20 protein-coding genes are annotated in these 24,870 nt (G+C 71.0%); 11 read left to right on the top strand and 9 right to left on the bottom strand.

Annotated features, from left to right (window positions below; translation table 11 throughout):
• Nucleotide 1: 1 nt before the first annotated feature.
• From CRM89_RS22855 to CRM89_RS22820, 8 genes are all read right to left on the bottom strand, one after another.
• Entirely contained in the window at nucleotides 2–934 is a 933-nt protein-coding gene (locus CRM89_RS22855) for a decaprenyl-phosphate phosphoribosyltransferase (RefSeq protein WP_060593846.1), read from the bottom strand.
• Between the two features lie 76 nt (nucleotides 935–1,010).
• Nucleotides 1,011–1,514, bottom strand: coding sequence for a phosphatase PAP2 family protein (locus CRM89_RS22850; protein ID WP_371392072.1), 504 nt, complete (start codon nucleotides 1,512–1,514; stop codon nucleotides 1,011–1,013).
• A gap of 56 nt (nucleotides 1,515–1,570) precedes the next feature.
• Entirely contained in the window at nucleotides 1,571–3,505 is a 1,935-nt protein-coding gene (locus CRM89_RS22845; protein WP_060593847.1) for a glycosyltransferase, read from the bottom strand.
• A gap of 37 nt (nucleotides 3,506–3,542) precedes the next feature.
• On the bottom strand, nucleotides 3,543–4,772 hold the full coding sequence (gene glf / locus CRM89_RS22840; protein WP_011206705.1) for a UDP-galactopyranose mutase: 1,230 nt from the start codon (nucleotides 4,770–4,772) through the stop codon (nucleotides 3,543–3,545).
• 127 nt (nucleotides 4,773–4,899) lie between these two features.
• Complete coding sequence (locus CRM89_RS22835; protein WP_098086165.1) at nucleotides 4,900–5,499, bottom strand: hypothetical protein; 600 nt, start codon at nucleotides 5,497–5,499, stop codon at nucleotides 4,900–4,902.
• Between the two features lie 126 nt (nucleotides 5,500–5,625).
• Nucleotides 5,626–6,165 (bottom strand): hypothetical protein, encoded by a 540-nt coding sequence (locus tag CRM89_RS22830; RefSeq protein ID WP_086838562.1) that lies wholly within the window; start codon nucleotides 6,163–6,165, stop codon nucleotides 5,626–5,628.
• Between the two features lie 110 nt (nucleotides 6,166–6,275).
• Nucleotides 6,276–7,049: a TipAS antibiotic-recognition domain-containing protein gene (locus CRM89_RS22825; protein ID WP_060593850.1), complete on the bottom strand. Its 774-nt coding sequence runs from the start codon at nucleotides 7,047–7,049 to the stop codon at nucleotides 6,276–6,278.
• A 99-nt stretch (nucleotides 7,050–7,148) separates the two neighbouring features.
• A complete protein-coding gene (locus tag CRM89_RS22820) occupies nucleotides 7,149–8,630 on the bottom strand; it encodes a SpoIID/LytB domain-containing protein (RefSeq protein WP_098086163.1) in 1,482 nt (493 codons plus the stop codon).
• A 186-nt stretch (nucleotides 8,631–8,816) separates the two neighbouring features.
• Here CRM89_RS22820 and CRM89_RS22815 point away from each other — a divergent pair, with 186 nt between their 5' ends.
• Nucleotides 8,817–11,090, top strand: coding sequence for an N-acetylmuramoyl-L-alanine amidase (locus tag CRM89_RS22815; protein ID WP_098086161.1), 2,274 nt, complete (start codon nucleotides 8,817–8,819; stop codon nucleotides 11,088–11,090).
• A 74-nt stretch (nucleotides 11,091–11,164) separates the two neighbouring features.
• Here CRM89_RS22815 and CRM89_RS22810 read toward each other — a convergent pair whose 3' ends face one another.
• A complete protein-coding gene (locus CRM89_RS22810) occupies nucleotides 11,165–11,965 on the bottom strand; it encodes an HAD family hydrolase (RefSeq protein WP_371392071.1) in 801 nt (266 codons plus the stop codon).
• A 210-nt stretch (nucleotides 11,966–12,175) separates the two neighbouring features.
• Between CRM89_RS22810 and CRM89_RS22805 the strand changes: the two genes are divergently transcribed.
• From CRM89_RS22805 to CRM89_RS22760, 10 genes are all read left to right on the top strand, one after another.
• Nucleotides 12,176–13,153 carry an ABC transporter permease gene (locus CRM89_RS22805; RefSeq protein WP_011206698.1) on the top strand — a complete coding sequence of 326 codons (978 nt, stop codon included), beginning with the start codon at nucleotides 12,176–12,178 and terminating at the stop codon, nucleotides 13,151–13,153.
• A gap of 19 nt (nucleotides 13,154–13,172) precedes the next feature.
• On the top strand, nucleotides 13,173–14,090 hold the full coding sequence (locus tag CRM89_RS22800) for an ABC transporter permease (RefSeq protein WP_011206697.1): 918 nt from the start codon (nucleotides 13,173–13,175) through the stop codon (nucleotides 14,088–14,090).
• Nucleotides 14,087–15,952, top strand: coding sequence for an ABC transporter ATP-binding protein (locus CRM89_RS22795; RefSeq protein WP_098086159.1), 1,866 nt, complete (start codon nucleotides 14,087–14,089; stop codon nucleotides 15,950–15,952). Before CRM89_RS22800 ends, CRM89_RS22795 begins: the two co-directional genes overlap by 4 nt.
• Before the next feature lie 10 nt (nucleotides 15,953–15,962).
• The gene (locus tag CRM89_RS22790; protein ID WP_098086156.1) at nucleotides 15,963–17,633 is read left to right on the top strand and encodes an ABC transporter family substrate-binding protein; all 1,671 of its coding nucleotides are present in this window, start codon (nucleotides 15,963–15,965) and stop codon (nucleotides 17,631–17,633) included.
• Between the two features lie 22 nt (nucleotides 17,634–17,655).
• Entirely contained in the window at nucleotides 17,656–19,320 is a 1,665-nt protein-coding gene (locus CRM89_RS22785) for an ABC transporter family substrate-binding protein (protein ID WP_098086153.1), read from the top strand.
• Nucleotides 19,317–20,069 carry a hypothetical protein gene (locus tag CRM89_RS22780; RefSeq protein ID WP_229434814.1) on the top strand — a complete coding sequence of 251 codons (753 nt, stop codon included), beginning with the start codon at nucleotides 19,317–19,319 and terminating at the stop codon, nucleotides 20,067–20,069. Before CRM89_RS22785 ends, CRM89_RS22780 begins: the two co-directional genes overlap by 4 nt.
• 83 nt (nucleotides 20,070–20,152) lie before the next feature.
• Nucleotides 20,153–20,920, top strand: coding sequence for a FadR/GntR family transcriptional regulator (locus CRM89_RS22775; protein ID WP_098086150.1), 768 nt, complete (start codon nucleotides 20,153–20,155; stop codon nucleotides 20,918–20,920).
• Nucleotides 20,917–21,573, top strand: coding sequence for a sterol desaturase family protein (locus CRM89_RS22770; RefSeq protein ID WP_098086147.1), 657 nt, complete (start codon nucleotides 20,917–20,919; stop codon nucleotides 21,571–21,573). The genes CRM89_RS22775 and CRM89_RS22770 overlap by 4 nt, the downstream gene beginning before the upstream one ends.
• Nucleotides 21,574–21,625: 52 nt before the next feature.
• Nucleotides 21,626–22,552, top strand: a complete 927-nt coding sequence (locus CRM89_RS22765) for a hypothetical protein (protein WP_098086144.1) — start codon at nucleotides 21,626–21,628, stop codon at nucleotides 22,550–22,552.
• Nucleotides 22,553–22,590: 38 nt separating this feature from the next.
• Nucleotides 22,591–24,843: a cation-translocating P-type ATPase gene (locus CRM89_RS22760; RefSeq protein ID WP_098086141.1), complete on the top strand. Its 2,253-nt coding sequence runs from the start codon at nucleotides 22,591–22,593 to the stop codon at nucleotides 24,841–24,843.
• Nucleotides 24,844–24,870: the final 27 nt, after the last annotated feature.

Raw genomic sequence — 24,870 nt, 5'->3', positions numbered from 1 at the left:
CTCAGGTGAGATAGACAGCGACACCTACCGCTCCGATCCAGGCGATTGCGAGGAACTGCAGCACGCGGTCCCCCAGGGCGATCTCTTCGGGTTCACCGGCCTCGCCGCCATCGACGTCGACCGCGTATCGCAGGATTGCGATGGTAAACGGAATCATCGAGATCGCGAACCAGGTCGTGTCGTTGTCGCGATCCTGCTCGAACGCCCACAGGCCGTAGAAGACCACGACGGCGGTGGCCGCCAGCGTCCAGATGAAGCGCAGGTAGGTCGGTGTGTAGTACTCGAGCGACTTGCGGATCTTGGCGCCGGTGCCCAGCGCGATCTGCAACTCGGCGTAGCGCTTGCCCGCGGCCATGAACAGCGAGCCGAACGCCATGATCAGCAGGAACCACTGCGACAGCGAGATGTCGGCCGCCGCACCGCCGGCGACCGCGCGCAGCAGGAAGCCCGAGGAGACGATGCAGATGTCGAGCACCGCCTGGTGCTTGAGCCCCAGGCAGTAGGCCAGCTGGATGCCGATGTAGACCGCCATCACCACGGCCAGGTTCCACGAGGCGAGGAAGGAGACGAGCACCGAACCGACCAGCAGCACGGTCGCGAGCACGTAGGCCAGGTTGACCGGCACCACGCCCGCCGCGATGGGCCGGAACCGCTTGGTGGGATGGGCGCGGTCGGCCTCCACGTCGAGCGCGTCGTTGACCAGGTAGATGCCCGAGGCAGCCATGCAGAACACCACGAAGGCGATGGCCACGTGGCTGAGCACGGTCAGGTCGCTGACGGTCTCCGGGCCCGCGGCCAGCGGCGCCGCGAGCACGAGGACGTTCTTGACCCATTGGCGCGGCCGGACCGCCTTGATCAGCCCGCCGGCCAGGGTCTTGGGCGGCCCCTTGACGACGGCTTCGGCCAGATCGGCGCCGGTCGGCTCTTCACTCATCTCACCCAAGGCCTTTTCTTCTGCGGTCACTGTCTCTGCGGTGCGGTGCGCCCGGTCCCCGACGTGGTTGGGCACGCTATCGCCTCCGGGCCCGCCGCGCGGCCCGCCGCTTCTCGGCGGCCAGCACGACGCTCGCGGACGCCGCGCCGAGCGCCGACCCGGCGAGCACGTCGGAGGGATAGTGCACCCCCAGCACGACCCGGGAGAGCAGCATCGGGGGGACGAGCACCGCAGGCAAGGGTAGCCCGGTGAGTCTGCCGAGCAACACGGCCGCCGCCGTGGTGGAGGCGGCGTGCGAGGACGGGAAGCTCAGCTTGCTCGGCGTTCCCACGTTGACCTGCACCGACGGATCGTTCGGGCGCGGGCGCCGCACGACACGCTTGATCACGATGGAGGCCGCGTGCGCGCCGACCGCGCCGACCGCGACCCCGGCCCATTGCCGCCTGCGCGGCTTGTCGACCAGCCAGCCCGCCGCGGCGATGCCGACCCAGCCGAGCGCGTGCTCACCGAAATGCGACATGCCGCGTGCGGCCGAGATCACCGCCGGGTTGGCGCCGATGCTGCCCTGCACGGCGTTGATGACGGCGACCTCGGGCGGCCGGGTACCGGTGTCGCGCAGGCTCGGGTTTACGGCGTTCACGGGCGCTCGCTTCCGGTCTGTTCGATGCCGAACGCGTTCTCCCAGGCGGCGGCGCCGGTGAGCCGCGGATGGGCGGCCCGGTAGCGTTCGCGCAGCTCGGGGAAGCGCGCGGCGAGTTCCTTGCGCAGGCGCATCGCCTCCTTGAACAGGCCCCAGGCCTGCCGCGGATCGCGCTTGCGGTACACCACGCCACGCCCGTCGGCGGTGGTGACGGTGACGCCGTCGACCTGCGAGAGCAGGAACCATCGCGCGTCCAGGGTCGGCACGTTCAGCTGCGGGGTCTCGTGGTGTTCGGGGCGGGCCGGGCGCAGGTTGTGCACGATGCCCTTGGCCAGCCTGCCGATCTTGGACACCGGGTTGGCGGGCTCGCCCACCGCGCCCACGTCCAGGTGGCTGGCCAGCGGCAGTTCGGTGGAGGAGGGCAGGATCACCGCGTCCGGGTACTGCTTGCGCAGTGCGTGCACCGCGCCCAGCGCCGAGGGCAGCAGCTGGAACAACCGGTCCGGTCCGGCCAGGAAGTCGCGGATCGCCAGGTTCTGGATGGCGACGGTCGAATACTCCAGGCAGAGCAGGTGTTTCAGGGTCGCCTTGACGGTGTTGACGATCATGCCGCGGCCCTCGCCCGGCAGGTGCAGCGCCGCGACGACCAGGCGATTGCGCAGGTGGAAGTAGGCCTGCCAGTCGATCGCGTCGTCCTTGTCGCTCCAGGCCATGTGCCACACCGCGGCGCCGGGCAGCGTCACCGTCGGGTAGCCGGCTTCGCGGGCGCGCAGGCCGTACTCGACGTCGTCCCACTTGAGGAACAGCGGCAGCGGCTGGCCGATCTGCTCGGCCACCTGGCGCGGGATCACGCAGGTCCACCAGCCGTTGAAATCGACGTCGATGCGCCGGTGCAGCAGCTTGGAGTTGTCGCGGTCGCGCAGCGGGTACTTGGCGAAATCGTGGTCGTACTCCACGTTCGGCGCGGCGGTCCACATGAAGATCGACCGGTCGACGACCTCGCCCATGACGTGCAGGTGCGAGCGTTCCTGCAGGTTGAGCATCTGCCCGCCGACCAGCACGGGCGACTTCGCGAAGCGGGCGAAGGCGAGCGCGCGCAGGATCGAATCGGGCTCGATCTCGATGTCGTCGTCCATGAAGACGATGTACTCGGCGTCGGTGGTCTTCAGCGCCTCGTACATCACCCGGCTGTAGCCGCCGGACCCGCCCAGATTGGGCTGGTCGTGGATGGCGAGCCGGTCACCGAGCACCGCCGCGGCCTCGGCGAACCCGGGTTCGTCGACGACCTTGCGGGTGCCCTGGTCGGGGATGATGACGGCCGCGACCTTCTCCAGCACCAGCGGGTCGGCGCCGAGCGCGGCCAGCGTCTTCACCGCGTCGGTGGGCCGGTTGAAGGTGGGCATGCCGACGGCGATGCTGCCCTCCCCCGGCGCTTCCAGCGGCGCGTACCAGCCGCCCGCGAGCAGCGTCACCGCGGTGTCGGTGGTGATGTCGAACCAGATCCAGCCGCCGTCCTCGAACGGCGCCAGCTCGGTCTCGAACTCCACCGTCGTGGACTCCGCACCGGCGGGCACGGAGAACTCCTTGCCCTGCACGTGGATTCGCGAGCCGTCGGCCTTGGAGCGGTAGACGTCCACCCGCCCGTGGCCGGCCAGCTCCAGCCGCAGCACCACGGAGGTCAGGACCGTCCAGCGCCGCCAGTAGCTGGCGGGCAGCGCGTTGAAGTAGGTGCAGAACGACACCTCCGACTCCGCGCCGATCGAGAGCGAGGTGCGGGTGGCCGCGTGCGCGCGGCGGGCGTTGGTCGCCGATTCCTCCAGATAGAGCGTGCGCACGTCGAGCGGTTCACCCGGCCGGGGCAGGATGATGCGCTGCAACAGCGAGGTCGCGCGGGTCTGGGTCGTCATGTCTTCCACTATCGACTGGGTCATCGTCGGCTTTCGGTGTTGGCGCGCCTGGTCAAGGGCCTCAGTCCTGTTCGTCGACGAGCGCCGCGCCCGCTTCCAGGTGCGGACGCAGCACGTTGTCGAACATGCTCAGCGCCGAACCGATCGCCATGTGCATGTCCAGGTACTGGTAGGTGCCGAGCCTGCCGCCGAAGAGCACCTTGGCCTCGGCGGTCTCCCGCTTGGCGCGCTCCCGGTAGGCCAGCAGCTTGGCGCGGTCTTCGGGGGTGTTGATCGGGTAGTACGGCTCGTCGCCGGTCTGGGCGAAGCGGGAGTACTCCCGCATGATGACCGTCTTGTCGTTCGGGTAGTACTCGCGCTCGGGGTGGAAGTGGCGCGGCTCGATGATGCGGGTGAACGGCACGTCGGCGTCGTTGTAGTTCATCACCGAGGTGCCCTGGTAGTCACCGGTCTGCACCACTTCGGTCTCGAAATCGATGGTGCGCCAGCCGAGTTCGCCCTCGCTGTAGTCGAAGTAGCGGTCCAGCGGGCCGGTGTAGACCACCGGCGCGTCCGGATTGGCGGCCCGGATCTCCGCACGCACCTCGAACCAGTCGGTGTTCAGCCGCACCTCGATGAGCTCGGAGGCCGCCATGTTCTCCAGCCACTTCGTGTACCCCTCCTTGGGCAGGCCCTCGTAGGTGTCGTTGAAGTAGCGGTTGTCGAAGGTGTAGCGCACCGGCAGGCGGGTGATGTTGCCCGCAGGCAGTTCCTTGGGGTCGGTCTGCCACTGCTTGGCGGTGTAGTCGCGGATGAACGCCTCGTAGAGCGGGCGGCCGATCAGCGAGATGGCCTTCTCCTCGAGGTTCTGGGCGTCCTTGGTGTCGATCTCGGCGGCCTGCTCGGCGATGAGCTTGCGCGCCTCGTCCGGGGTGAAGTAGCGACCGAAGAACTGCGAGATCAGGCCGAGGCCCATCGGGAACTGGTAGGCCTGCCCCTTGTGCATCGCGAACACCCGGTGCTGGTAGCCGGTGAACTCGGTGAACTGGTTGACGTAGTCCCACACCCGCTTGTTGGAGGTGTGGAACAGGTGGGCACCGTACTTGTGGATCTCGATCCCGGTCTCCGGTTCCGGCTCCGAGTAGGCGTTGCCGCCGATGTGGTGGCGCCGGTCCAGCACCAGCACCCGTTTGCCCAGCACATTGGCCGTGCGCTCGGCGATGGTCAGCCCGAAGAAGCCGGAGCCGACGACGATCAGATCGAACTGTGCGTTGACGTTGGCGGAGTTACCGGAGGACGATGCGACGGTCACGGGAGCCCAGAGTATCGGAAGTCCCGACCGGGGCAGGGTGCAGTCATACCCTCGGCCCGGCCGCCCCCGACAGCTCCGGTTTTCCCGCTGGTGAGCGGATCGGGGCTGGTTCCGGGCACGGCCGGGGTCACCGTGGATACGGGTTTCCGCCGTACCCGTGCGGCACGCCCGGGCCGGGCTGTGGATGAGCGGGGTGCGGGGGATGAACGGTCCCCGCACCCCACCCGGGAACCACCGGACCGGGAGCGGCGGACGGATGGGCCGGGCCGCGCCATCCATACGGTGGCGGGCCCGCGGGGGCAGGCCCCGGATACCGAGCCGACGTGCGGTTCCGCCCCGCATCGACCCAGCGCATCGTGGAGCGGGCCGCGGCCAGGGACAGCACCAGTGTCGCCAGGCCGAGGCCGACGGCACCGCTCCCGACGGCGACCGGCGTGCCGCTACCGAGCCCGACGGCGAGCCCGGTCGCGCTGCCGATCACGCCGAAGAAGGAGACCACGATCAGGATCACCCGGCCCGCGTTGACACGGGCGGCCAGCATCGCACCGCCGAGGAACCACGTGCCCGCGCCGATCAGCTGTGCCCAGCCGAGCAGCCAGAGCCATTGAGCACTCTCGCGCGCGGCCGCCCCTGCCCGGCCGTGCCCGGCGTTGTCCAGCTCGACCGCCGCGTGCAGGGCGAACCCGGCCGCGGTGCCTGCCAGCACCGCCAGGACCATCGCCAGCACGGCCGCGGTCCGCGCGGTCGCGCCGCTCGGCAGGGGTGCGGGTGGGTTGTTCGGGCGGCCGTACTGCGGCGCTGCCCACGGAGGCTGATGACCAGGCGGGTACACCGCAGTCGAGGCTCCAGCGCGTCAGGAGGTGGGCGCGGTGGCGAACCAGCGGGCTGTGGCCGGGACGGCGGCGACGGCCGCGATCACCAGTGGCACAACCGAACCCACCAGGCACGGCAGCCAGTCGCCGTGCACGAAGGCGGTGACCACGCCGGGCAGGCCGGTGGTCGCGGTCGCGATGTCCACCCCGGTGCCGCCTTCGGCGGACCAGCGGATGCCGTAGTCGGATCGGTACCCGGTCAGGGCGGCGAGCAGGCCGAGGGCGGCGAAGGCGAGCCAGGCGCCCGACGCGAGCAGCACCATCCAGCGCCCCTCGTCCGCGCGCCGGAGCATCTGCAGCGCACCGTATCCCAGCGCGACCGCCAGCAGCGCGGCCCCGAGCGCCGTGGCGACGGCCAGTGAGTTGTCGTAGCGGCCCGGGTCGGACACGAACGACGCAGCCAGGATGAGCAGCCCCAGCACGTTGGCCGCCGCACCGACGGCGGCGAACCCCGCGCTCACCGTGGCGGTGACGCTCGCGGTGGTGCTGGCACTGCCTGCCCTGACCTCGGGGGCGCTCATGGTTCCTCCTCGTGCGCGCGAACGACACGCCAAGTATGCGCAGCGCCGACGCCGGATGCGCGACGGCGCCCGCGCGGATCGCTCCACGCGGGCGCCTGTCCGAGATCGGCCTACCGGAGGTTCGCCTCGGCGTAGACCTTCATCGCGTCGCGGACGTAGGCCGCGGTGCCCTCGCCGTGCACGTCGTAGTTGGCCGCGAAACGCGGGTCGGCGACGTACATCTCACCGAGGTTGACGAAGGCGTCGGCGGTGACGGGCTTGCCCTGCCAGCCGAGCGCGATCCAGTCGCGGTGCCGGGCCGCGATGGCCTGCACCTCGTCGCTGTCGACGGGCAGGCCCGCCGCGTGCGCCCGGCCGTAGTCGGCCGCGATGTCCAGGTGGGTCTGCCCGAACTCCTTCTTCTGCTCCTCCGACAGCGAGCGCCACCACTTGTCGCCCCTGTCGTAGGCGTCCTTGCCCCAGCGCTCGATCACCTCGTCCTTGTACTGGGAGTGATCGAAGCCGTCGAAAACTTCTGCTGCCACGAGCTGTTCACCTCTTTCCGTCTTCTGCAGCGTGGTTCGTACCGACTCGATCAGCCGCCGGATCCGGTCCTGTTCCTGCGTCAGCAGGTCCAGGTGCGTGCGCAGCGCTGCCGCGGTGTCCTGCTCGCCCGCGAGGACCTCGGCGATGACCGGGAGGCCGAGGCCGAGTTCGCGCAGCAGCAGGATCCGTTGCAGGCGCAGGAGGGAGTCCTGGTCGTAGTATCGGTACCCGTTGGCGCCGATCCGGCTGGGTGGCAACAGCCCGAGCTGGCCGTAGTGGCGCAGCGTCCGGCTGGTGGTACCGGCCGCCCTGGCCAGATCCTGGATGGACCATTCGCCGGTGCGGGTACCCGACGTCATGACCGGTTCTCCTTCCGCGTTTCTCATCGGTGAGACCAGTCTGCAAGTTGACGTTACGTCAAGGTCAACAGTCTTTTTCCGCGGTTTCGGGCGGGGTGATCAGGCGGGCGCGGCCCCGGGCGGCGGGACGGGGGCGGGCACGTCCGCCGGCACCACCGGATCCGCGAGCGGCGGCATGGGAAGGCCGGCCGGGTGCCGTGGCAGCGCCTCCACCGGCGGCGCCCCGCCGGGCGGCACGGTTCCCGGGGGCACGGACTCCGAAGGCGCCGTCTCCGAGGGCACGGTCTCTGAGGGCACCGTCTCCGTGGGCAGGGTGTCCAATCCGTCTGTGCCCGGGATCAATTCCATCAGTGTCGTGAAATCGACGACCTGCGCGCCCAGCGTCGGCGTGGCGATGATGACGCCGTTGGTGAACAGCCGGTAGGTGCCCGCGTTCTGCGGCAGCCCCCACTCCGGGCCGAGCGGGGTACCGAGCGTGCTGTTCGCCCCGCCGATCCGCTCGTATTCGACGTCGATCGCCGAGGGCGTCTCGGCGGCCCGGGTGCGCGGATCGGCGGGCGGACGGGCCACCTCCAGGTCGGCCGGGCGCGGGCCGACCTCGAAGGTCTGGATGTCGGCGGGCGCGCCGCCGTCGGGGGCCGCGGAGTATTCCGAGCGCAGGATGTGCCCGTCGCGCAGCAGCACCTGCCCGGCGGTCGAGGCGACGGCGGCCGCGGTGCGCGGGTCCTCCTTCTCGGTGCCCGGATACACCTGGCAGTCGGTGGTGTCGCAGGTCTGGGCGTAGGGGTAGCGCTGTTCGGCGAGCGCGTAGGAGCGCGCGGCGACCGCCTGCGCGCGCAATGCCTCGCCGGCGCCCTTGTCGGCCCAGTTGGCCTGCACCTCGGCGGGCACCACGCCGAGCAGGTAGTCCTCGACGTCCACGCGGTTCACCGTCCGGAAGGCGCCGTCCTCGGTGGCGACGCCGAGCGAGCCGCGGTAGGCGCGGCCGTTGCACAGCGTGAGGTGTTCCTCGGCCGGCCTGCCGGGATTGGGGTCGAGGGGATAGATCCACGGGTCGGCGGTCGAGGTCTGCCACAGCACGTCGCCGTCGCAGCCCAGGGTGACCACGACGTTGGCGCCGCCGTCGGCGAGCGGGGTCAGATGCGCGACCTGGCCGGGTTCGAGGGTGCGGCCTGCCACCCGCGCGCCCGCGTCGGCGTAGGCGTCCAGCACCGCGTCGTCCTGATCCATCAACCGCACTGCGAGGGTGGTCGGCGGGACCGTCCCCAGGGTGGCGCCCGGGTAGTAGTGGGCGAGGATGCGTTCGGCCAGCCAGCCCTCCTGGGCGCTGTCGAACGCGCCGACCTGGCTCATGCCGCGTCCGTGACCCGGGCCTGCCAGGGGTTCGTATGCCCGGTCGACGGGCCACTGGGTGTAGGCCAGGGCGCCGCCGACCAGCAGGACGGTGCCGCCGGTGGCGAGGACGGGGCGCAGCCGGACCGTCGGTGGGCCGACCCGGTTCCTGATCCGCAGCCGGATCCGGCGCCGGGTCCGGCGTAGGCCGGCGTTGTCGCTGTCGTCGAGCTGGCGCTTGCGTTGCATGGCTCACTCCCACTTGTCGGCATGTCTCCCGGACCGGCCGCGCTCCGAGGGCTACATTCGAGCAATCACAGGTCTAACCCTAAACCAGAGGTTTATATTTGTGATGGATGTGAACTAGTGTGATGGCTGTTGCATCAGGAAGCAAGCCTGATCTGCGCACCTGATCACCGTTCGACCTGATGGGAGATGCTCGTGCCGCAGCGCAAGCCGAAACGTTCGTTCGTCCTACCGATGGTGACCACCCTCGCGGTTGCGGCTCCCCTCGCGGCGTTGACGATGAGCGACTCGGCCGATGTCCGCTCGACCAACGAGTCGGCCCTGGCCGCCGTGCCCGCACAGCTCGCCGAGGTGGTGCTCACCCAGGCACCCGACATCACCCTGCCGCTGCGCGAACTGACCGGGCTCAACCTGCCCGACCTGCGCCTTTCCGATCTGCGCAAGCTGCCGATCCCGCCCTCGATCCACATTCCGGAGGGGTTGCCGGTGCCGCCCGGCATCCAGCTGCCCACCGAGATCCCGCTGCCGCGATTCGATTCCGGCACCCCGACCACCACCCCCGCGCCCACCCCGGGCGCGGCCCCGACCACCACCGCGCCGGCCATGCCTGCGCCGGTGCCCGGCCAGCCGGTGCCCGCGCCCGCGACGGCGAGCCCGGTCCCCTCCCCCGCGTCGACGAAGTTCATCGCCGACCCCGGCGCGTTGCCGCCCGGCACGACACCCGACACACCGGCGCTGGCACCCGGCGCGCTGCCGCAGGAACTGCTGGATCAGGTCGGCGCGCAGGTCAAGGAGCTGTCGCGGGACACGCCGTTCAGCATGGTCGCGCTCACCGCGGCGGATCTGGCGAACACCACCGCGATGGTGCGGGCCCGCCAACCCGACGGCAGCTGGGGTCCCTGGTACGAAGCCGCCGCGCTGGACACCCGCCGCGACGACCGCACGCCCGCGGGCCCGACCAACGGCACCGAGCCGATCTACGTCGGCGAGACCACCGCGGTCCAGATCCTGGTGACCCGCAAACCGGCCGCTACGCAGCCGCAAACACCAAGCGCCGCAGCGCAATCCGGCGGGATCGCGGCCATCGCCGAGGACCCCGCGCACACGCCCGACCTCACCGCGGTGCTGATCGATCCGGGCCGTGGACCGTTGGACGGCGCGCTGTCCGACATCGCCACCGCGCTGCCCGGCGGCGGCCCGAACGTCATCACCCGGGCGCAGTGGGGCGCCGACGAATCCATCAACTGCCAGGAACCGACCTACGACGACGGCCTCGGCGGCGTCACCGTGCACCACACCGCGGGCCGCAACGATTACAGCAAGGCCGAGTCGGCGGGCATCGTGCGCGCCATCTACACCTACCACTCGCAGACCCTGGGCTGGTGCGACATCGGCTACAACGCCCTGGTCGACAAGTACGGCCAGATCTTCGAGGGCCGCCGCGGCGGCCTGGACCGGCCGGTGCAGGGCGCGCACGCGGGCGGGTTCAACGAGAACACCTCCGGCGTGGCGCTGATGGGCAACCACGAGTCCGAGGCGCCGACCGACGCCGCCATCGACGCGATCGGCCGATTCATCGGCTGGCGCACCCGGATCGCCGGACTCGATCCCAAGGGCTACACCACCATGTACTCCGAAGGCACCGAGTTCACCCCGTACGCCGAGGGTGAGGAGGTGCGGTTGCCGATCGTCTTCGCGCACCGCGATGTCGGCAACACCAGCTGCCCCGGCGACGCCGCGTACTCGATGATGGACCGCATCCGCGACATCGCCGCGGGCGCGCCGGGTAGCTCCGGCTCCGAGGCGCCGCGCCGCACCCAGTCGGACCTGGCCGCGCTGGCCGAACTCACCGCGCGCCTGCTGAGCATGGTCAACGACAACCTGATCGCCAAGCACTACGCCGCGACCGGTGGACCCGAGGGCCCGCTGGGCGCCGCCCAGTCCGAGCCGCTGCCCGCCGCTCAAGGCCAGCAGTACGCCAAGTTCGTCAACGGCTACGTCTACACCTCTCCGCAGGGCCAGGCCGTGGAGGTGGTGGGCGCCATCCTCGAACGGTTCCTGCAGCTCGGCGCCGACGCCGGCATCCTCGGCCTGCCGCTGAGCAGCCCCTACCCGGTGCCGGACGGCCTGCGTTCGGACTTCCAGAACGGATCGCTGATCCTCAACAACCTCACCGGCATCGTCACCACCGTCTGGAAGACCTACAACGACACCTATCAGGAGGAGATGCGCCGCAACGAGGTGGCGGCGCCCGGTCAGGTGCCGGGAGCGCCCGCGGACCCGCAAGCCCTGCCGCCCGCGCCGGGCGCTCCGGGCGCGGCCGGACCCGCATCTCCCGCGCCGAACGCCCCGGCCGATCCCGCGGCACCGGCCTCCCCTGCTCCGGCTCCGGCTCCGGCTCCGGCTCCGGCTCCGGCTCCGGCTCCGGACGAGCCTGCCGCCCCGGCACCGGTACCGGCCTGATCACCCGCCCGGCACCCCACGGGATGTCCGGGCGCCGCAGCCGAGGCGACCGCCCCACAGCACCGGCCGAGCCCTCACCCCCACCAGCGCTCGAGCACGCGCGCCACGCCGTCCTCGGAGTTGGTGGTGGTGACCTCGTTGGCGGCCGCGATGGCTTCGGCGTGCGCGTTGGCCATGGCGACGCCGTGCCCCGCCAGTTCGAGCATGGGCACGTCGTTGGGCATGTCGCCGAAGGTGATGAGGGTGTCCGGTTCGACGCCGAGCCGCTGCGCCACGGTCCGCAGGCCGGACGCCTTGGTCACCCCGGGCGCGGACAGTTCGACGAGCCCGTGATCGGTGGAGTAGGTGATGTCGGCGCGATCCCCGACCAGCGGGGCCAGGGCGTCGCGCATGTCGCCGCTGTGCGCCCCGGGTAGTCGGATGAGCATCTTGATCGCGGGCGCGTCGACCACCTCGTGCCGGGCGACGGCGGTGTCGTCGGGGTTGAGCCAGGCGTGTTCGTACTCCGGCGAGCTGACGAACTGGGGCGTGGCCGCGTCGTGCGCGGACTCGCCGACCCGCTCGGCGGCCAGCCCGCAGCCGGGCAGGGCGTGTTCGGCGATCTCGGCCAGCCACTCCAGAGTCGCCACGTCGAGCACGTGCCCGGCGAGGATCTTGTCGGCCGCGCTGTCGTAGATGACCGCGCCGTTGGCGCACACGCACAGCGGCGCGTACCCGAGCCCCTCCACGACCGGGTCGACCCAGCGCGGCGGCCTGCCGGTCGCCAGCACGAACGGCACGCCATCGGCGACCAGGGCGGCGACGGCCGCGCGGGTACGGGCACTGACGCGCTCGTCGTGGTCGATGAGCGTGCCGTCCACATCGGTGGCGACCATCTTCGGCTTGGGCAGGTGCAGGCGTGTCACCTATCCATCCTGCCGGATGACCGGCCCGCCGCGGTCGGGAAGTGACGCAGCCGCGGCCGGGAACCCCCGCAGCGGGGACATGCCGAGCCCGGACGAGTGCCGCACGCGCCCGCGCCCGCCTCCCTATGATCAGGGTCCGATACCCGTATGCCCGGCCCCCGCCGGAGGACCTGAGGACTGATGATCGGCTTCCTGCTACGACGCGCCGCGAACTACGTCGTGCTGTTGCTGCTGGCCTCGTTCCTGACCTTCGCCGTCGCCGGACTCACCTTCCGGCCGCTGGACAGCCTCGAGCAGCGCAACCCGCGGCCGCCGCAGGCGGTGATCGACGCCAAGGCCGAGCAACTGCACCTGGACGAACCGATCCCGCAGCGCTACCTGACCTGGGTGAGCGGCGCGGTGCGCGGCGATTTCGGCACGACACTGGCGGGCCAGCCGGTGAGCGAGGAACTGGGCCGCCGGATCGGGGTGAGCCTGCGGCTGCTGGTGATCGGTTCCGTGCTCGGCACCGTGCTCGGCGTGCTGATCGGTGCGGCAGGGGCGATCCGGCAGTACCGCTTCAGCGACTACTTCACCACGATCGTGTCGCTGGTGCTGCTGAGCACGCCGATCTTCCTGCTCGCGACGTTACTGAAATACGGTGCGCTGGAGATCAATTCGCTCACCGGTCAACGGATTTTCCTCTACACCGGGGAGACCTCGGCGCACCGGATCGAGGGGCTGTGGCCGCAGTTGCTCGACCGGCTGCAACATCTGGTGCTGCCGACCCTGGCGCTGGCGCTGGGCGGCATGGCGGGCTACAGCCGCTACCAGCGCAACGCGATGCTGGACGTGCTGCAGAGCGATTTCATCCGCACCGCCCGCGCCAAAGGACTCACCCGCGGCCGGGCACTGTACAAGCACGGGTTGCGCACCGCCCTGATCCCGATGGCGACGCTGTTCGCCTACAGCCTCGGTGGTCTGATCACCGGCGCCACCTTCACCGAGAAGATCTTCGGCTGGCACGGTGTGGGCGAGTGGCTGGTCGACGCGGTGAACGCGCAGGACATCTACGTGGTGGTGACGGTGACCGTGTTCACCGGTCTCGTGGTGCTGGTCTCGGGCCTGCTCTCCGACATCGTCTACGCGATCCTGGACCCGCGGGTGCGGGTCGGATGAGGCGCGGGGGGAGGCGGTCATGACCGAAGCCGAGATCATCGTCGCGGGCGCACCGGAGTCCGCGACGGGCAGGCGCGCGCTGGTGTGGCGGCGGTTCCTGCGCAACAAGCCCGCGGTGGTGGCGGCCGTGGTGTTGCTGCTGCTCGTGCTGGCCAGTTTCGTGCTGCCGCACTTCCTGGCCTTCGACTACCTGGACCAGGACCGCACCGCCCTGCGCCAGCCACCGAGCCCGCGTCACCCGTTCGGGACCGACCCGATCGGGCACGACGTGCTCGCCCAAACCCTGCGCGGGGCACAGAAATCACTGATCATCGGCTTCTGCGTCGCGATCTTCAGCACCGCGATCGCCGCGATCGCGGGGTCGGTGGCGGGCCTGCTCGGCGGCTGGACCGACCGGGCGATCATGTGGCTGGTCGACCTGCTGCTGGTCGTGCCGAGCACGATCGTCATCATGCTGTTCGCACCGCGGGTCAAGGGCGGCGGCGGCATCGTGCTGCTGGTGGTGTTGCTGAGCGCCTTCGGCTGGATGATCAGCGCGCGCATCGTGCGCGGGTTGACGATGAGCCTGCGCGAACGCGAATTCGTGCGCGCCGCACGCTATATGGGCGCGCCGACGCGCACCGTGATCGCGACGCACATCATGCCCAACATCGCCTCGATCCTCATCATCGACACCACCCTCACCGTGGGTGCGGCGATCATGGCCGAAACCGGGCTGAGCTTCCTGGGTTTCGGGGTGCAGCCGCCGGACGTCTCGCTGGGGACGCTGATCCGCGACGGCACCGCCTCGGCGCTCACCTACCCCTGGCTGTTCCTGTTCTCCGGCGGATTCCTGATCACGGTGGTGCTGTGCGCCAACCTGATCGGCGACGGGTTGCGCGACGCGTTCGACCCCGGCGCCAAGGGTGCGCGGAAGCGGAAGCGGGGGAAGGCATGACGGACGGGCGGACGACGGGCGAGCCGCTGCTCGAGGTCGCCGGGCTGACGGTGACCTTTCCGAGCGAGGAGGGCCGCATCGAGGCGGTGCGCGGGGTGGACTACACCGTCGCCGAGGGCGAGGTGCTGGCCATCGTCGGCGAATCCGGTTCGGGCAAATCGGTGTCGGCGCTGGCGGTGATGGGGCTGCTGCCGGAGCAGGCGCGGATCTCCGGTTCGATCCGGCTGCGCGGACGCGAGCTGCTCGGCCTGGGCGACCGGCAGCTGTCCAAGCTGCGCGGCCGCTCGATCAGCATGGTGTTCCAGGATCCGCTCTCGGCGCTGACCCCGGTGTACCGGGTGGGTGACCAGGTGGCCGAGGCCCTGCTCGCGCACGGCAGGATGGGCCGCAAGGAGGCGGCCGCGCGCGCGGTGGAGCTGCTCGAGCTGGTCGGTATCCCGGACGCTGCGGTGCGCGCCAAGGCGTTTCCGCACGAGTTCTCCGGCGGTATGCGCCAGCGGGTGGTGATCGCGATGGCCATCGCCAACGATCCGGCCCTGATCATCTGCGACGAACCGACCACCGCGCTGGACGTGACCGTGCAGAAGCAGATCCTGGATCTGCTGCGGCAGGCGCGCGACATCACCGGTGCGGGCGTGGTGATGATCACCCACGACATGGGCATCGCGGCCACGCTCGCCGACCGGGTGGCGGTGATGTACGCGGGCCGGGTGGTGGAGACCGCGACCGCGGCGGAACTGTTCGCCGAACCTCGGATGCCCTACACGGTCGGCCTGCTCGGCTCCATCCCGCGGCTGGACGGCCCGGCCCGCGCCCCGCTGATCCCGATCGCGGGCGCCCCGCCCGCCATGCACGCCCTGCCGCAGGGTTGTTCGTTCGCCCCGCGCTGCCCGGTGGCCGTCGACGCCTGCCGCGCCGCCGAACCGCCCTTGGCACCGACCGGGCCGGCGCGGGCCGCGGCCTGTATCCGCACCGAGGAGCTGGGGTCGGCGGACCTGTTCGCCGCCTACCGTCGCGAGGTCGAATCCGCCGCCGCCCCCGCCGGCCCCGCGAGCGCCGCCGAACCGCCGGTGGTACTGCGGGTCACCGACCTGGTGAAGACCTTCCCGATCACCTCCGGGGTGATCCTGCGCAGGCGCACCGGCGAGGTGCGCGCGGTGGACGGCATCGGTTTCGAGGTGCGCGCCGGGCGCACGCTGGCGCTGGTCGGCGAATCCGGGTCGGGCAAGTCCACCACGCTCACCCAGATCCTCGACCTGGTACCGCCGCAGGGCGGCCGCATCGAGGTGCTCGGACACGACGTCGCCACGCTCACCCGGGCGCAGGCCAGGCAGCTGCGCAGGAAGATGCAGATCGTCTTCCAGGACCCGACCGCCGCGCTGGACCCCCGGCTGCCGATCTCCGACGTGCTGGCCCAGCCCTTGCGCATCGACGGGCGCCCGCGCGCCGAGATCGCCCGCCGGGTGCCGGAGCTGCTGGAACTGGTCGGGTTGCGGCCCGAGCACGCCGAACGCTATCCGGCCGATTTCTCCGGCGGCCAGAAGCAGCGCATCAGTATCGCGCGGGCGCTGGCGCTCGACCCGGAACTGCTGGTGCTCGACGAGCCGGTGTCCTCGCTGGACGTCTCCATCCAGGCCGGCGTGCTGAACCTGCTGCGCGAACTGCAGGACGAGCGCGGGCTGTCGTATCTGTTCGTCTCGCACGATCTTTCGGTGGTGCGCAACCTCGCCCACGACATCGCGGTGATGCACCGCGGCCGAATCGTGGAGTCGGGGCCCGCCGAGCAGGTGCTCGGCGACCCGCGGCACCCGTACACGCGGGCGCTGATCGACGCGGTGCCGATGCCGGCGCTCTCGCGGTAGGAGGAAAGCCATGCGGATCCGTTCGGCCACAGCGCGACTGGTGATCGGGTTGCTCGTGTGCGCGCTGGTCGGCTGCTCGGCGGCGGACCGCTCGGCCGATGGCCTGTCCGATGCGCTCGGCACCAGCAGCGACATCAACCCGGTGCCGCGCGAGCAGGTCCGCGAGGGCGGCAACCTGCGGCTGTCGGTGTCGGCTTTCCCGGCGAACTGGAACACCCTGTCGATCGACGGCAACGAGGGCGACATCGCCGATATCGAGCGGCCGATGATGCCGCGCGCCTTCCGCATCGACGCCGCGGGCAAGCTCACCGTCGACACCGACTTCTTCACCGATGTGGCGCTGACGAACACCAACCCCCAGCAGGTCACCTACACGATCAACCCGAAGGCCGTCTGGTCCGACGGCACCCCTGTCACCTGGGCGGACATCGCCGCCCAGGCCGCGGCGCTGAGCGGGCGCGACACCCGCTACCAGATCGCGATGACCAACGGCTTCGACCGGGTCGCGCGGGTGGACCGCGGCGTCGACGACCGGCAGGCGGTGCTCACCTTCGAGCGTCCGTACGCGGAGTGGCGCGGCCAGTTCGCGGGCAACGCCGCCCTGTTCCCGAAATCGGTGACCGGTGACCCCGATTCGTTCAACAGCGGGCTCGTGGACGCGATGGGGCCGACCGCGGGCCCGTTCCGGGTGCAGTCCACCGACCGCGCCCAGGGCCGGATCGTGCTCGAACGCAATCCGCTGTGGTGGGGTACCCCACCCAAACTCGACACCATCACCTTCAGCGTGCTCGACAGCGCCGCCCGGGTCGCCGCACTGCAGAACGACGAACTCGATGTCACCCCGCTGACCAGCATCGACGAAGTGCTCACGGTGCGGGAGAGTGCGGGCCTCGAGGTGCGGCGTGCGCCGGGGAGCCGGTTCCGGCATCTGACCTTCAACGGCGCGCCCGGCTCCATCCTCGCCGACGCGGGGGTGCGGGTGGCGATCTCGAAGGCCATCGACCGGCAGGCGATCGCCTCGGCGCTGCAGAACGGCCTGGTCGAGGACCCGAAGCCGCTGAACAACCACATCTTCCTGCAGGGCCAGGAGGGTTACCGGGACAACAGCCTGCCCTTCGACCCGGCGGCCGCCGAGCGGGAACTCGACGCGCTCGGCTGGCGCCGCGAGGGCGATGTGCGGGTCAAGGACGGGCGCAGGCTGGTGATCCGCGATGTCATGTACGACGACCGGACCTGGGTGCAGATCGCCCAGATCATTCAGCGCAATCTGGCCGACGTCGGGGTGGGCATGCAGATCGACACCCGGCCGGGCGCGGGCTTCTTCACCGACGTCATCCAGCCCGGCGATTTCGACGCCGCGCAGTTCATCTTCCAAGGGGATGCGTTCCCGCTGAGTAGCATCCCGCAGGTCTACGGCTACTACCCCGACGACCTGCAGGGCAACTTCGGCCGGATCGGTTCACCGGAACTGAACGAGCTGATCGAGCGTACGCTGTCCGAACTCGATCCCCAGCGGGCGATCGAGCTGGCCAATCAGGTGGACCGAGCCGTGTTCGAGGAGGGTCATTCGCTGCCGCTGTTCCAGTGGGACGGCAGTTACGGTGTGCGCGCGGACCTCGCCAACTTCGGCTCGCCGGGGCTGGCCTCCTACGACTACACCGCGATCGGATTCGTGCAGTGAGCGCGACCAGGAGGGAACGACGATGAGGATTCGGGCGGCCACGCGCATCGCGGCTCCGGTGCTCGCGCTGGGCATGGTGCTGGCGGCATGCGGCGGCGACAGCGGGCAGCTGACCGGGGAGAACACCATCGGCGCGAGCAGCGACATCAACCCGCGCGAGCCGGGCGAGCTGCGCGACGGCGGCAATCTGCGCCTGGCGCTGACGTCGTTCCCGGCCACCTTCAACACCCACCACGTCGACTCCGACGGCGGGGTCTCCGAGGTGCTGGCGGCGACGCTGCCCGGCACGCTGGAATCCGACGCCGCCGGTGAACTCACCGTCGACCACGACTACTTCACCGACGTCCAGCTCACCGGAACGAATCCGCAGCAGATCACCTACACCATCAATCCCGCGGCGGTCTGGTCCGACGGCACGCCCATCACCTGGGAGGATCTGCGCGCGCAAGCGACGGCGCTGAGCGGTCGCGACACCGCCTACCAGGCGGCCGCGACCCAGGGCTACAGCCGGATCGAGAAGGTCGAACGCGGCGTCGACGACCGGCAGGCCATCGTGACGATGGCGCAGCACTACGCCGAATGGCAGGGGTTGTTCAACCCGCTGTACCCGAAGGCCACGAACGAGACACCGGAGGCGTTCGAGAACCTCGATCGCGAAGCGCCGCGGGTCTCGGGCGGGCCGTTCATGGTCACCGAGATCGACCGGGCCCAGCAGCGGATCGTGTTGAGCCGCAATCCCCGCTGGTGGGGCGAGACGCCGAAGCTGGAGACGATCACCTACAGCGTGCTGGATTACACGGCCCGGCTGAACGCGCTGCAGAACAACGAACTCGACTCCGCGGACGTCTCCGGCCTCGACGAGGTGCAGGCGGCCTCGCAGACGCCCGGACTCGTCGTGCGCCGTGCCCCCGCGCTGCGCTTCTCGCACATGACGTTCAACGGCGCACCCGGTTCCATCCTGGAAGACCCGCGGTTGCGGGTGGCGATCTCCAAGGCGATCGATCGCCAGGCCATCGCCTCGGCGCTGCTCAACGGCCTGGTCGCCGATCCGAAGCCGCTGAACAACCACCTCTACCTGGAGGGGCAGAAGGGCTACCAGGACAACGCGCAGGCCGTGGCCTACGACCCCGAGCAGGCCGCCGCCGAACTCGACGCGCTCGGCTGGAAGCTCAACGGGGACGTGCGGGAGAAGGCCGGGCGCCCGCTCGAGATCCGCAATGTGATGTACCAGCAGCAGAACTGGGTGCAGATCGCCCAGATCGCCCAGCAGAATCTCGCGCAGGTGGGTGTGCGGTTGAAGATCGAAACCTACCCGGGCAACGGCCTGTTCACCGACGTCATCGATCCGGGTAACTTCGACATCGCCAACTTCGTGTGGATGAAGAGCATCTTCCCGCTCGGCGCGCTGCCGCAGATCTACGCCTACGACCCGGCTAATCCGCTGAGCAACAAGGGCCGCATCGGCTCGCCGGAACTCAACGACCTCATCGAGCGGACCATCTCCGAACTCGATCCGGACAAGGCCATCGAGATGGCCAACGAGGCCGATCGGATGATCTTCGAACTGGGCTTCTCGCTGCCGCTCTACCAGTCGGCGGGCATCGTCGCCCAGCGCGAGGACCTGGCCAACTGGGGCGCGTTCGGATTGCAGTCGGCGGACTACACGAAAGTTGGCTTCCTGAAGTGAGTTCCGGGCCGGGCGACCGGTTCCGGCCGCTCGTCTACCCGGGCGCGGTGACGGTGGGCGCGCTCGCCGTGTGCGCGGTGCTGCTGCCGTTGGCCGACGCCGACCAGCTGGCCGCGCTCGCGACCGTGATGCTGGTGATCGTCGGGTACAGCGGCGTGCGGGCGGCGCGGGCGCTCGGGGTGGTGTCGACCGGGGTGCCCGCGGGCGAGCGGCTGTCGGCGCGGCGGGTGCGCCAGCAGCATCGGCTGGTGAGCCGCTCGTGGCTGGAGATCACCGCGGGTGATCGGCGGTGGTGGGTGCCGGTGTATTTCGCGCCCGAGCTGGTGGGGCTCACGGTCGCCGAGGTGCACTGCGCGCAGCCGGGGCCGGAGGGACGTTCTCGGTTGCGGTTCGCCGGGAACCGGTTGTCGCTCCGCGAGTTCGAGACCGGCGCAACCGGCGGGGCGGCGACCGGCGCGGTCCGGCTGCGGGTGTATCCCTCCGGGCGGGCGCGCACGAGCGAGCCGCCGGGTCGCCTGATCGACAATCCGGTGCGCTCGGCCCCGGACGCCGACGAGCGGGCCCGGGTCGCCGCCCGGGTGCCCCGGCGCCTGCTGCTCGACGCCCAGCCCGCCGTGGCCGCGCCGGTCGCGGCGCTGCTGTGGGTCTACCTCGACGGCGGCGGCCTGCCCGCCTTCACCGGGGCCCTCGTGGTCGGGGCGGCGGCTGCGGTCTGGCTGACGGCGGTGCGGGGGTCGGACCCCAGTTGAGGGCAGGTCCGGCGGCCGGAAAGTTCGCCGAGAATTGGTCTTACCACTTGACCAGCTGACCAACCCGGCGCACAGTAGTACCCATGGCGTTGCAACCTGTGGTCAAACGGTCGGTATCGGCGGACGTGTTCGAGCAGATCGCCGCGGAGGTGCTCAGCGGTGAACGCGCACCCGGCTCGGCCTTGCCGAGTGAGCGTCAGCTCGCCGAAGCACTCGGGGTCTCCCGGCCCGCCGTGCGCGAGGCACTGCAACGCCTCGCGGCGGCGGGACTGGTCGCGGTGCGCCAGGGCGACACCACCACCGTGCTGGACTACCGCCGTGGCGCGGGCTTGGAGATCCTGCCGCGCCTGCTGATCCGCCAGGGCACCCTCGACCCGACCGTGGCCCGCAGCATTCTCGAGGCCCGATTGCACAACGGACCGAAGGTGGCCGAGCTGGCCGCGGCCCGGGCGGGCGATCGGGAGGCGCTGCGCCACGAGCTGGACCGCTGCCTCGACGCGCTGGCCCGCGAGACCGAGCCCGTCGCCCTGCAACGACACGCGCTCGCGTTCTGGGACCACCTGGTCGACGCCGCCGACTCCATCGTCTTCCGGCTGATGAACAACATGCTGCGCGCCGCCTACGAACCGGCGCTGGAGGCGCTGGCCCCGCTGATGACCGCCGAGGTCGGCAACGTCGCGGGATATCGTGCCATCGCCGAGGCCGTACACGCCGCCGATCCGCCGGCCGCGACCGCCGCGGCCCGGGCCCTGCTCGAACCCGCCACCACCGCCTTGATCGCCGCCCTCGACGCGGCCGCGGCGACATCGAACACCGCCGGGGCGACACCGAACACCGAGGAACCATCATGACCCGATCCACCGTCCGCCGCGGAATGACCCTCGGCGATGCCTTCCGCGAATTCCTGCGCCATCCCTCGCCGTGGATGATCGCCACCACCCTGGTGTGCGTGCTGGCCGCCCGGCTGGCCGTCGGCGACTGGCAACCGACCGACGCGCTGGTGCCGCTGGTGATGGTGGCGGTGTTCCCGGTTTTCGAATGGGTGGTGCACGTGCTCGTGCTGCACTGGCGGCCGAAGCGGCTCGGGCGGCTGACCCTGGACAGCGAACTGGCCCGTAAGCACCGCGAACACCACATCGACCCGCGCGAGATCCCGCTCATCTTCATCCCGACGCGATCGCTGGTGATCGTGCTGGTGACGCTGCTGCTGATCGCCGCGTTCGCCTTCCCCCGGCCGGGCCTGGGGCTGACCTTCCTGCTCACCGTCACGGTGCTCGGCCTCGGCTACGAGTGGACGCACTACCTCATCCACACCGACTACAAGCCGCGCCGCGCGCTGTACCGCGCGGTGTGGCGCAACCACCGCCACCACCATTACAAGAACGAGCACTACTGGTTCACCGTCACCAGCTCCGGCACCGCCGACCGCCTGTTCGGCACCTGTCCCGACCCGGCCACGGTGGCCACGTCCCCGACGGCTCGCAACCTCCACGGCGCCCACTGAGCGGGCAGGCGAGCCGGTTGACAAAGTACCCTAGGGGGGTATGGTAGGTGGCATGAACGCCGCCACCAAGTTCACCGGTTTCGCCGTCGGGCTCGCCGCGATCTTCGGCATCGCGCTGGGCGTCGGCGCGCTCGTCGGCCCCACCGACTCCCCACCCGCCGAGCACGCCGAGCACGACACCGCCGCCGACGCCCCCGCGGCCGACCACCTGCCCGGCGGACTGCTCGTCACCGACCGGGGCTACACCCTCGAGCTGGCGGACCCCCAGGTCAGCGCGGCCCCGGAGGTTCCGCTGCGGCTGCGCATCCTCGACGCGAGCGGCGCGCCCGTCACCCGGTACACCACCAGCCACGACAAGGATCTGCACCTGATCGTGGTCCGCCGCGATCTCACCGCCTTCCAGCACGTGCACCCGGTGCTCGGCGCCGACGGCACCTGGAGCGTGCCGCTGAATCTCAGCCGGGCCGGGGACTACCGCGTCTACGCCGACTTCGTCCCGGAGGGCGGCGAGAACCTGACGCTGGGCGCCGACCTGCGGGTCGCCGGCGGCTACGATCCCCAGCCGCTGCCCGCCCCGGCCGGCACCGCCGTCGTGGGCGACTACACCGTCACCCTGACGGGCACCGTCACCGCGGGCGCGCCGTCGACGGTGACCCTCTCGGTCGCCCGCAACGGACAGCCCGTCACCGACCTGCAGCCCTACCTGGGCGCCTACGGCCACCTCGTCGCGCTACGCTCGGCAGATCTGGCCTACCTGCACGTGCACCCCGAAGGCCACCCGGGTGACGGCGTGACCGCACCGGGACCGGGCATCACCTTCGCGATGACCGCGCCCAGCCCCGGCGACTACCGCCTGTTCCTGGACTTCCAGCACGAGGGCGTGGTCCGCACCGCCGAATTCACCGTGACGGTGCCGCGCGACGGGGCGGCCGCCACCGCACCCGCCCCCGCGCCACACGACGACGGCCACGGCCACTGACGCCGACCGCACCCGGGCCGCACAGAACGGAGCACCCCATGACCACCGCGCTGAACCAGCCGGTCGCCGGCCGGATCGAACTCGAGATCGGCGGCATGACCTGCGCATCCTGCGCCAACCGCATCGAGAAGAAGCTCAACAAGCTCGACGGCGTCACCGCCACGGTCAACTACGCCACCGAGAAGGCGCGCGTCGACTTCACCGGCGACATCGCCCCCGAGGACCTGATCGCCACCGTCGAGGCGGCCGGTTACACCGCCGCGCTGCCCGCGCCGGCCACGACCGGCGAACCGCAATCCGCGCGGGTCGAGGTCGATCCCACCGCCGCCCTGCGCACCCGGTTGCTCGTCTCGGCGGTGTTGACGGTGCCGGTGATCGCGATGGCGATGGTCCCGGCCTTGCAGTTCACCAACTGGCAGTGGCTGTCGCTGACGCTGGCCGCGCCGGTGGTGGTGTGGGGCGCGCTGCCGTTCCACCGAGCGGCCTGGACCAATCTGCGCCACGGCACCGCGACGATGGACACCCTGGTCTCGATGGGCACCCTGGCCGCGCTGGGCTGGTCGCTGTACGCGCTGTTCTGGGGCACCGCGGGCACGCCGGGCATGACCCACCCGTTCGAGCTCACCATCGCCAGGACCGACGGCACCGGCAACATCTACCTCGAGGCCGCCGCGGGCGTGACCACCTTCATCCTGGCCGGGCGGTATTTCGAGGCCCGCTCCAAGCGGCGGGCGGGCGCGGCGTTGCGCGCGCTGCTCGAGCTCGGCGCCAAGGAGGTCTCGGTGCTGCGCGGGGGTGTCGAACAGCGCATCCCGGTCGAGCAGCTCGCCGTCGGCGATCGGTTCGTGGTGCGTCCCGGTGAGAAGATCGCCACCGACGGTGTGGTCGTCGAGGGTTCCTCGGCGGTGGACGCCTCGATGCTGACCGGCGAATCGGTGCCGGTGGAGGTCGGGGAGAACGACGCGGTGGTCGGCGCCACGGTCAACGTCGGCGGCCGGCTCGTGGTGCGGGCGACCCGCATCGGCTCCGACACCCAGCTGGCCCAGATGGCCCGGCTGGTCGAGGAGGCGCAGACCGGCAAGGCGCAGGCCCAGCGGCTGGCCGACCGGATCTCGGGCATCTTCGTGCCGATCGTGATCGCGCTGGCGGTGGCGACCCTCGGCTTCTGGCTGGGCACCGGCGGTTCGGTGGCGGCGGCGTTCACCGCGGCGGTCGCCGTGCTCATCATCGCCTGCCCCTGCGCACTCGGCCTGGCCACCCCGACCGCGCTGATGGTCGGCACCGGGCGGGGCGCGCAGCTGGGTGTGCTCATCAAGGGCCCGGAGATCCTGGAGTCGACCCGGCGGGTGGACACCATCCTGCTGGACAAGACCGGCACGGTCACCACCGGCACGATGAGCCTGCTCGACGTGCACGCCGCCGAGGGCGAGGACGCCGACCGGGTGCTGGCGGTGGCGGGCGCGCTGGAGCACTCCTCCGAGCACCCGATCGCCCGCGCCATCGCCGAGGCCGCCCGCGAGCGCGGCGAACTCGCCCCGGTGCGCGACTTCGCCAATCTCGCCGGCCTCGGCGTGCAGGGCACCGTCGACGGGCACGAGGTGCTGGTGGGCCGGCCGCGCCTGCTCGCCGAACGGGGTCACCCGATGCCGTCGGGCCTGGCCGAGGCGGTCGACGCGGCCGAACAGCGTGGCGGCACCGCCGTCGCGGTGGGTTGGGACGGCGCGGTCCGCGGCGTGCTCGTGGTCGCGGACGCGGTGAAACCCACGTCGGCGCAGGCCATCTCGCAGTTCAAGGCGCTCGGCCTCACCCCGGTGATGGTCACCGGCGACAATGCCGCGGCCGCCCGTACGGTCGCCGACCAGGTCGGCATCGACGAGGTGATCGCGGAGGTCATGCCCGAGGAGAAGGTGGCCGCGGTGCGGCGGCTGCAGGAGCAGGGGCGGGTCGTGGCGATGGTCGGTGACGGCGTCAACGACGCCGCGGCGCTGGCCCAGGCCGATCTGGGCCTGGCGATGGGCACCGGCACCGATGTCGCCATCGAGGCCAGCGACCTCACGCTGGTGCGTGGCGATCTGCGCGCCGCCGTCGACGCGATCCGGTTGTCGCGCCGCACGCTCGGCACCATCAAGGCCAACCTGTTCTGGGCCTTCGCCTACAACGTGGCCGCGATCCCGCTGGCGATGGCCGGACTGCTCAACCCGATGCTCGCGGGCGCCGCGATGGCGTTCTCCTCGGTGTTCGTGGTGAGCAACAGCCTGCGGCTGCGCCGGTTCACCGCGACGGCGAGCTGAGGTCCGGTCGGCGAACGGGTCGGACGA

It is taken from the genome of Nocardia sp. FDAARGOS_372, from assembly GCF_002554515.1.
GTDB lineage: Bacteria > Actinomycetota > Actinomycetes > Mycobacteriales > Mycobacteriaceae > Nocardia > Nocardia farcinica.
Note: the sequence above shows the minus strand (reverse complement) of the source record. Positions and strands in the feature narration are given on the sequence as shown.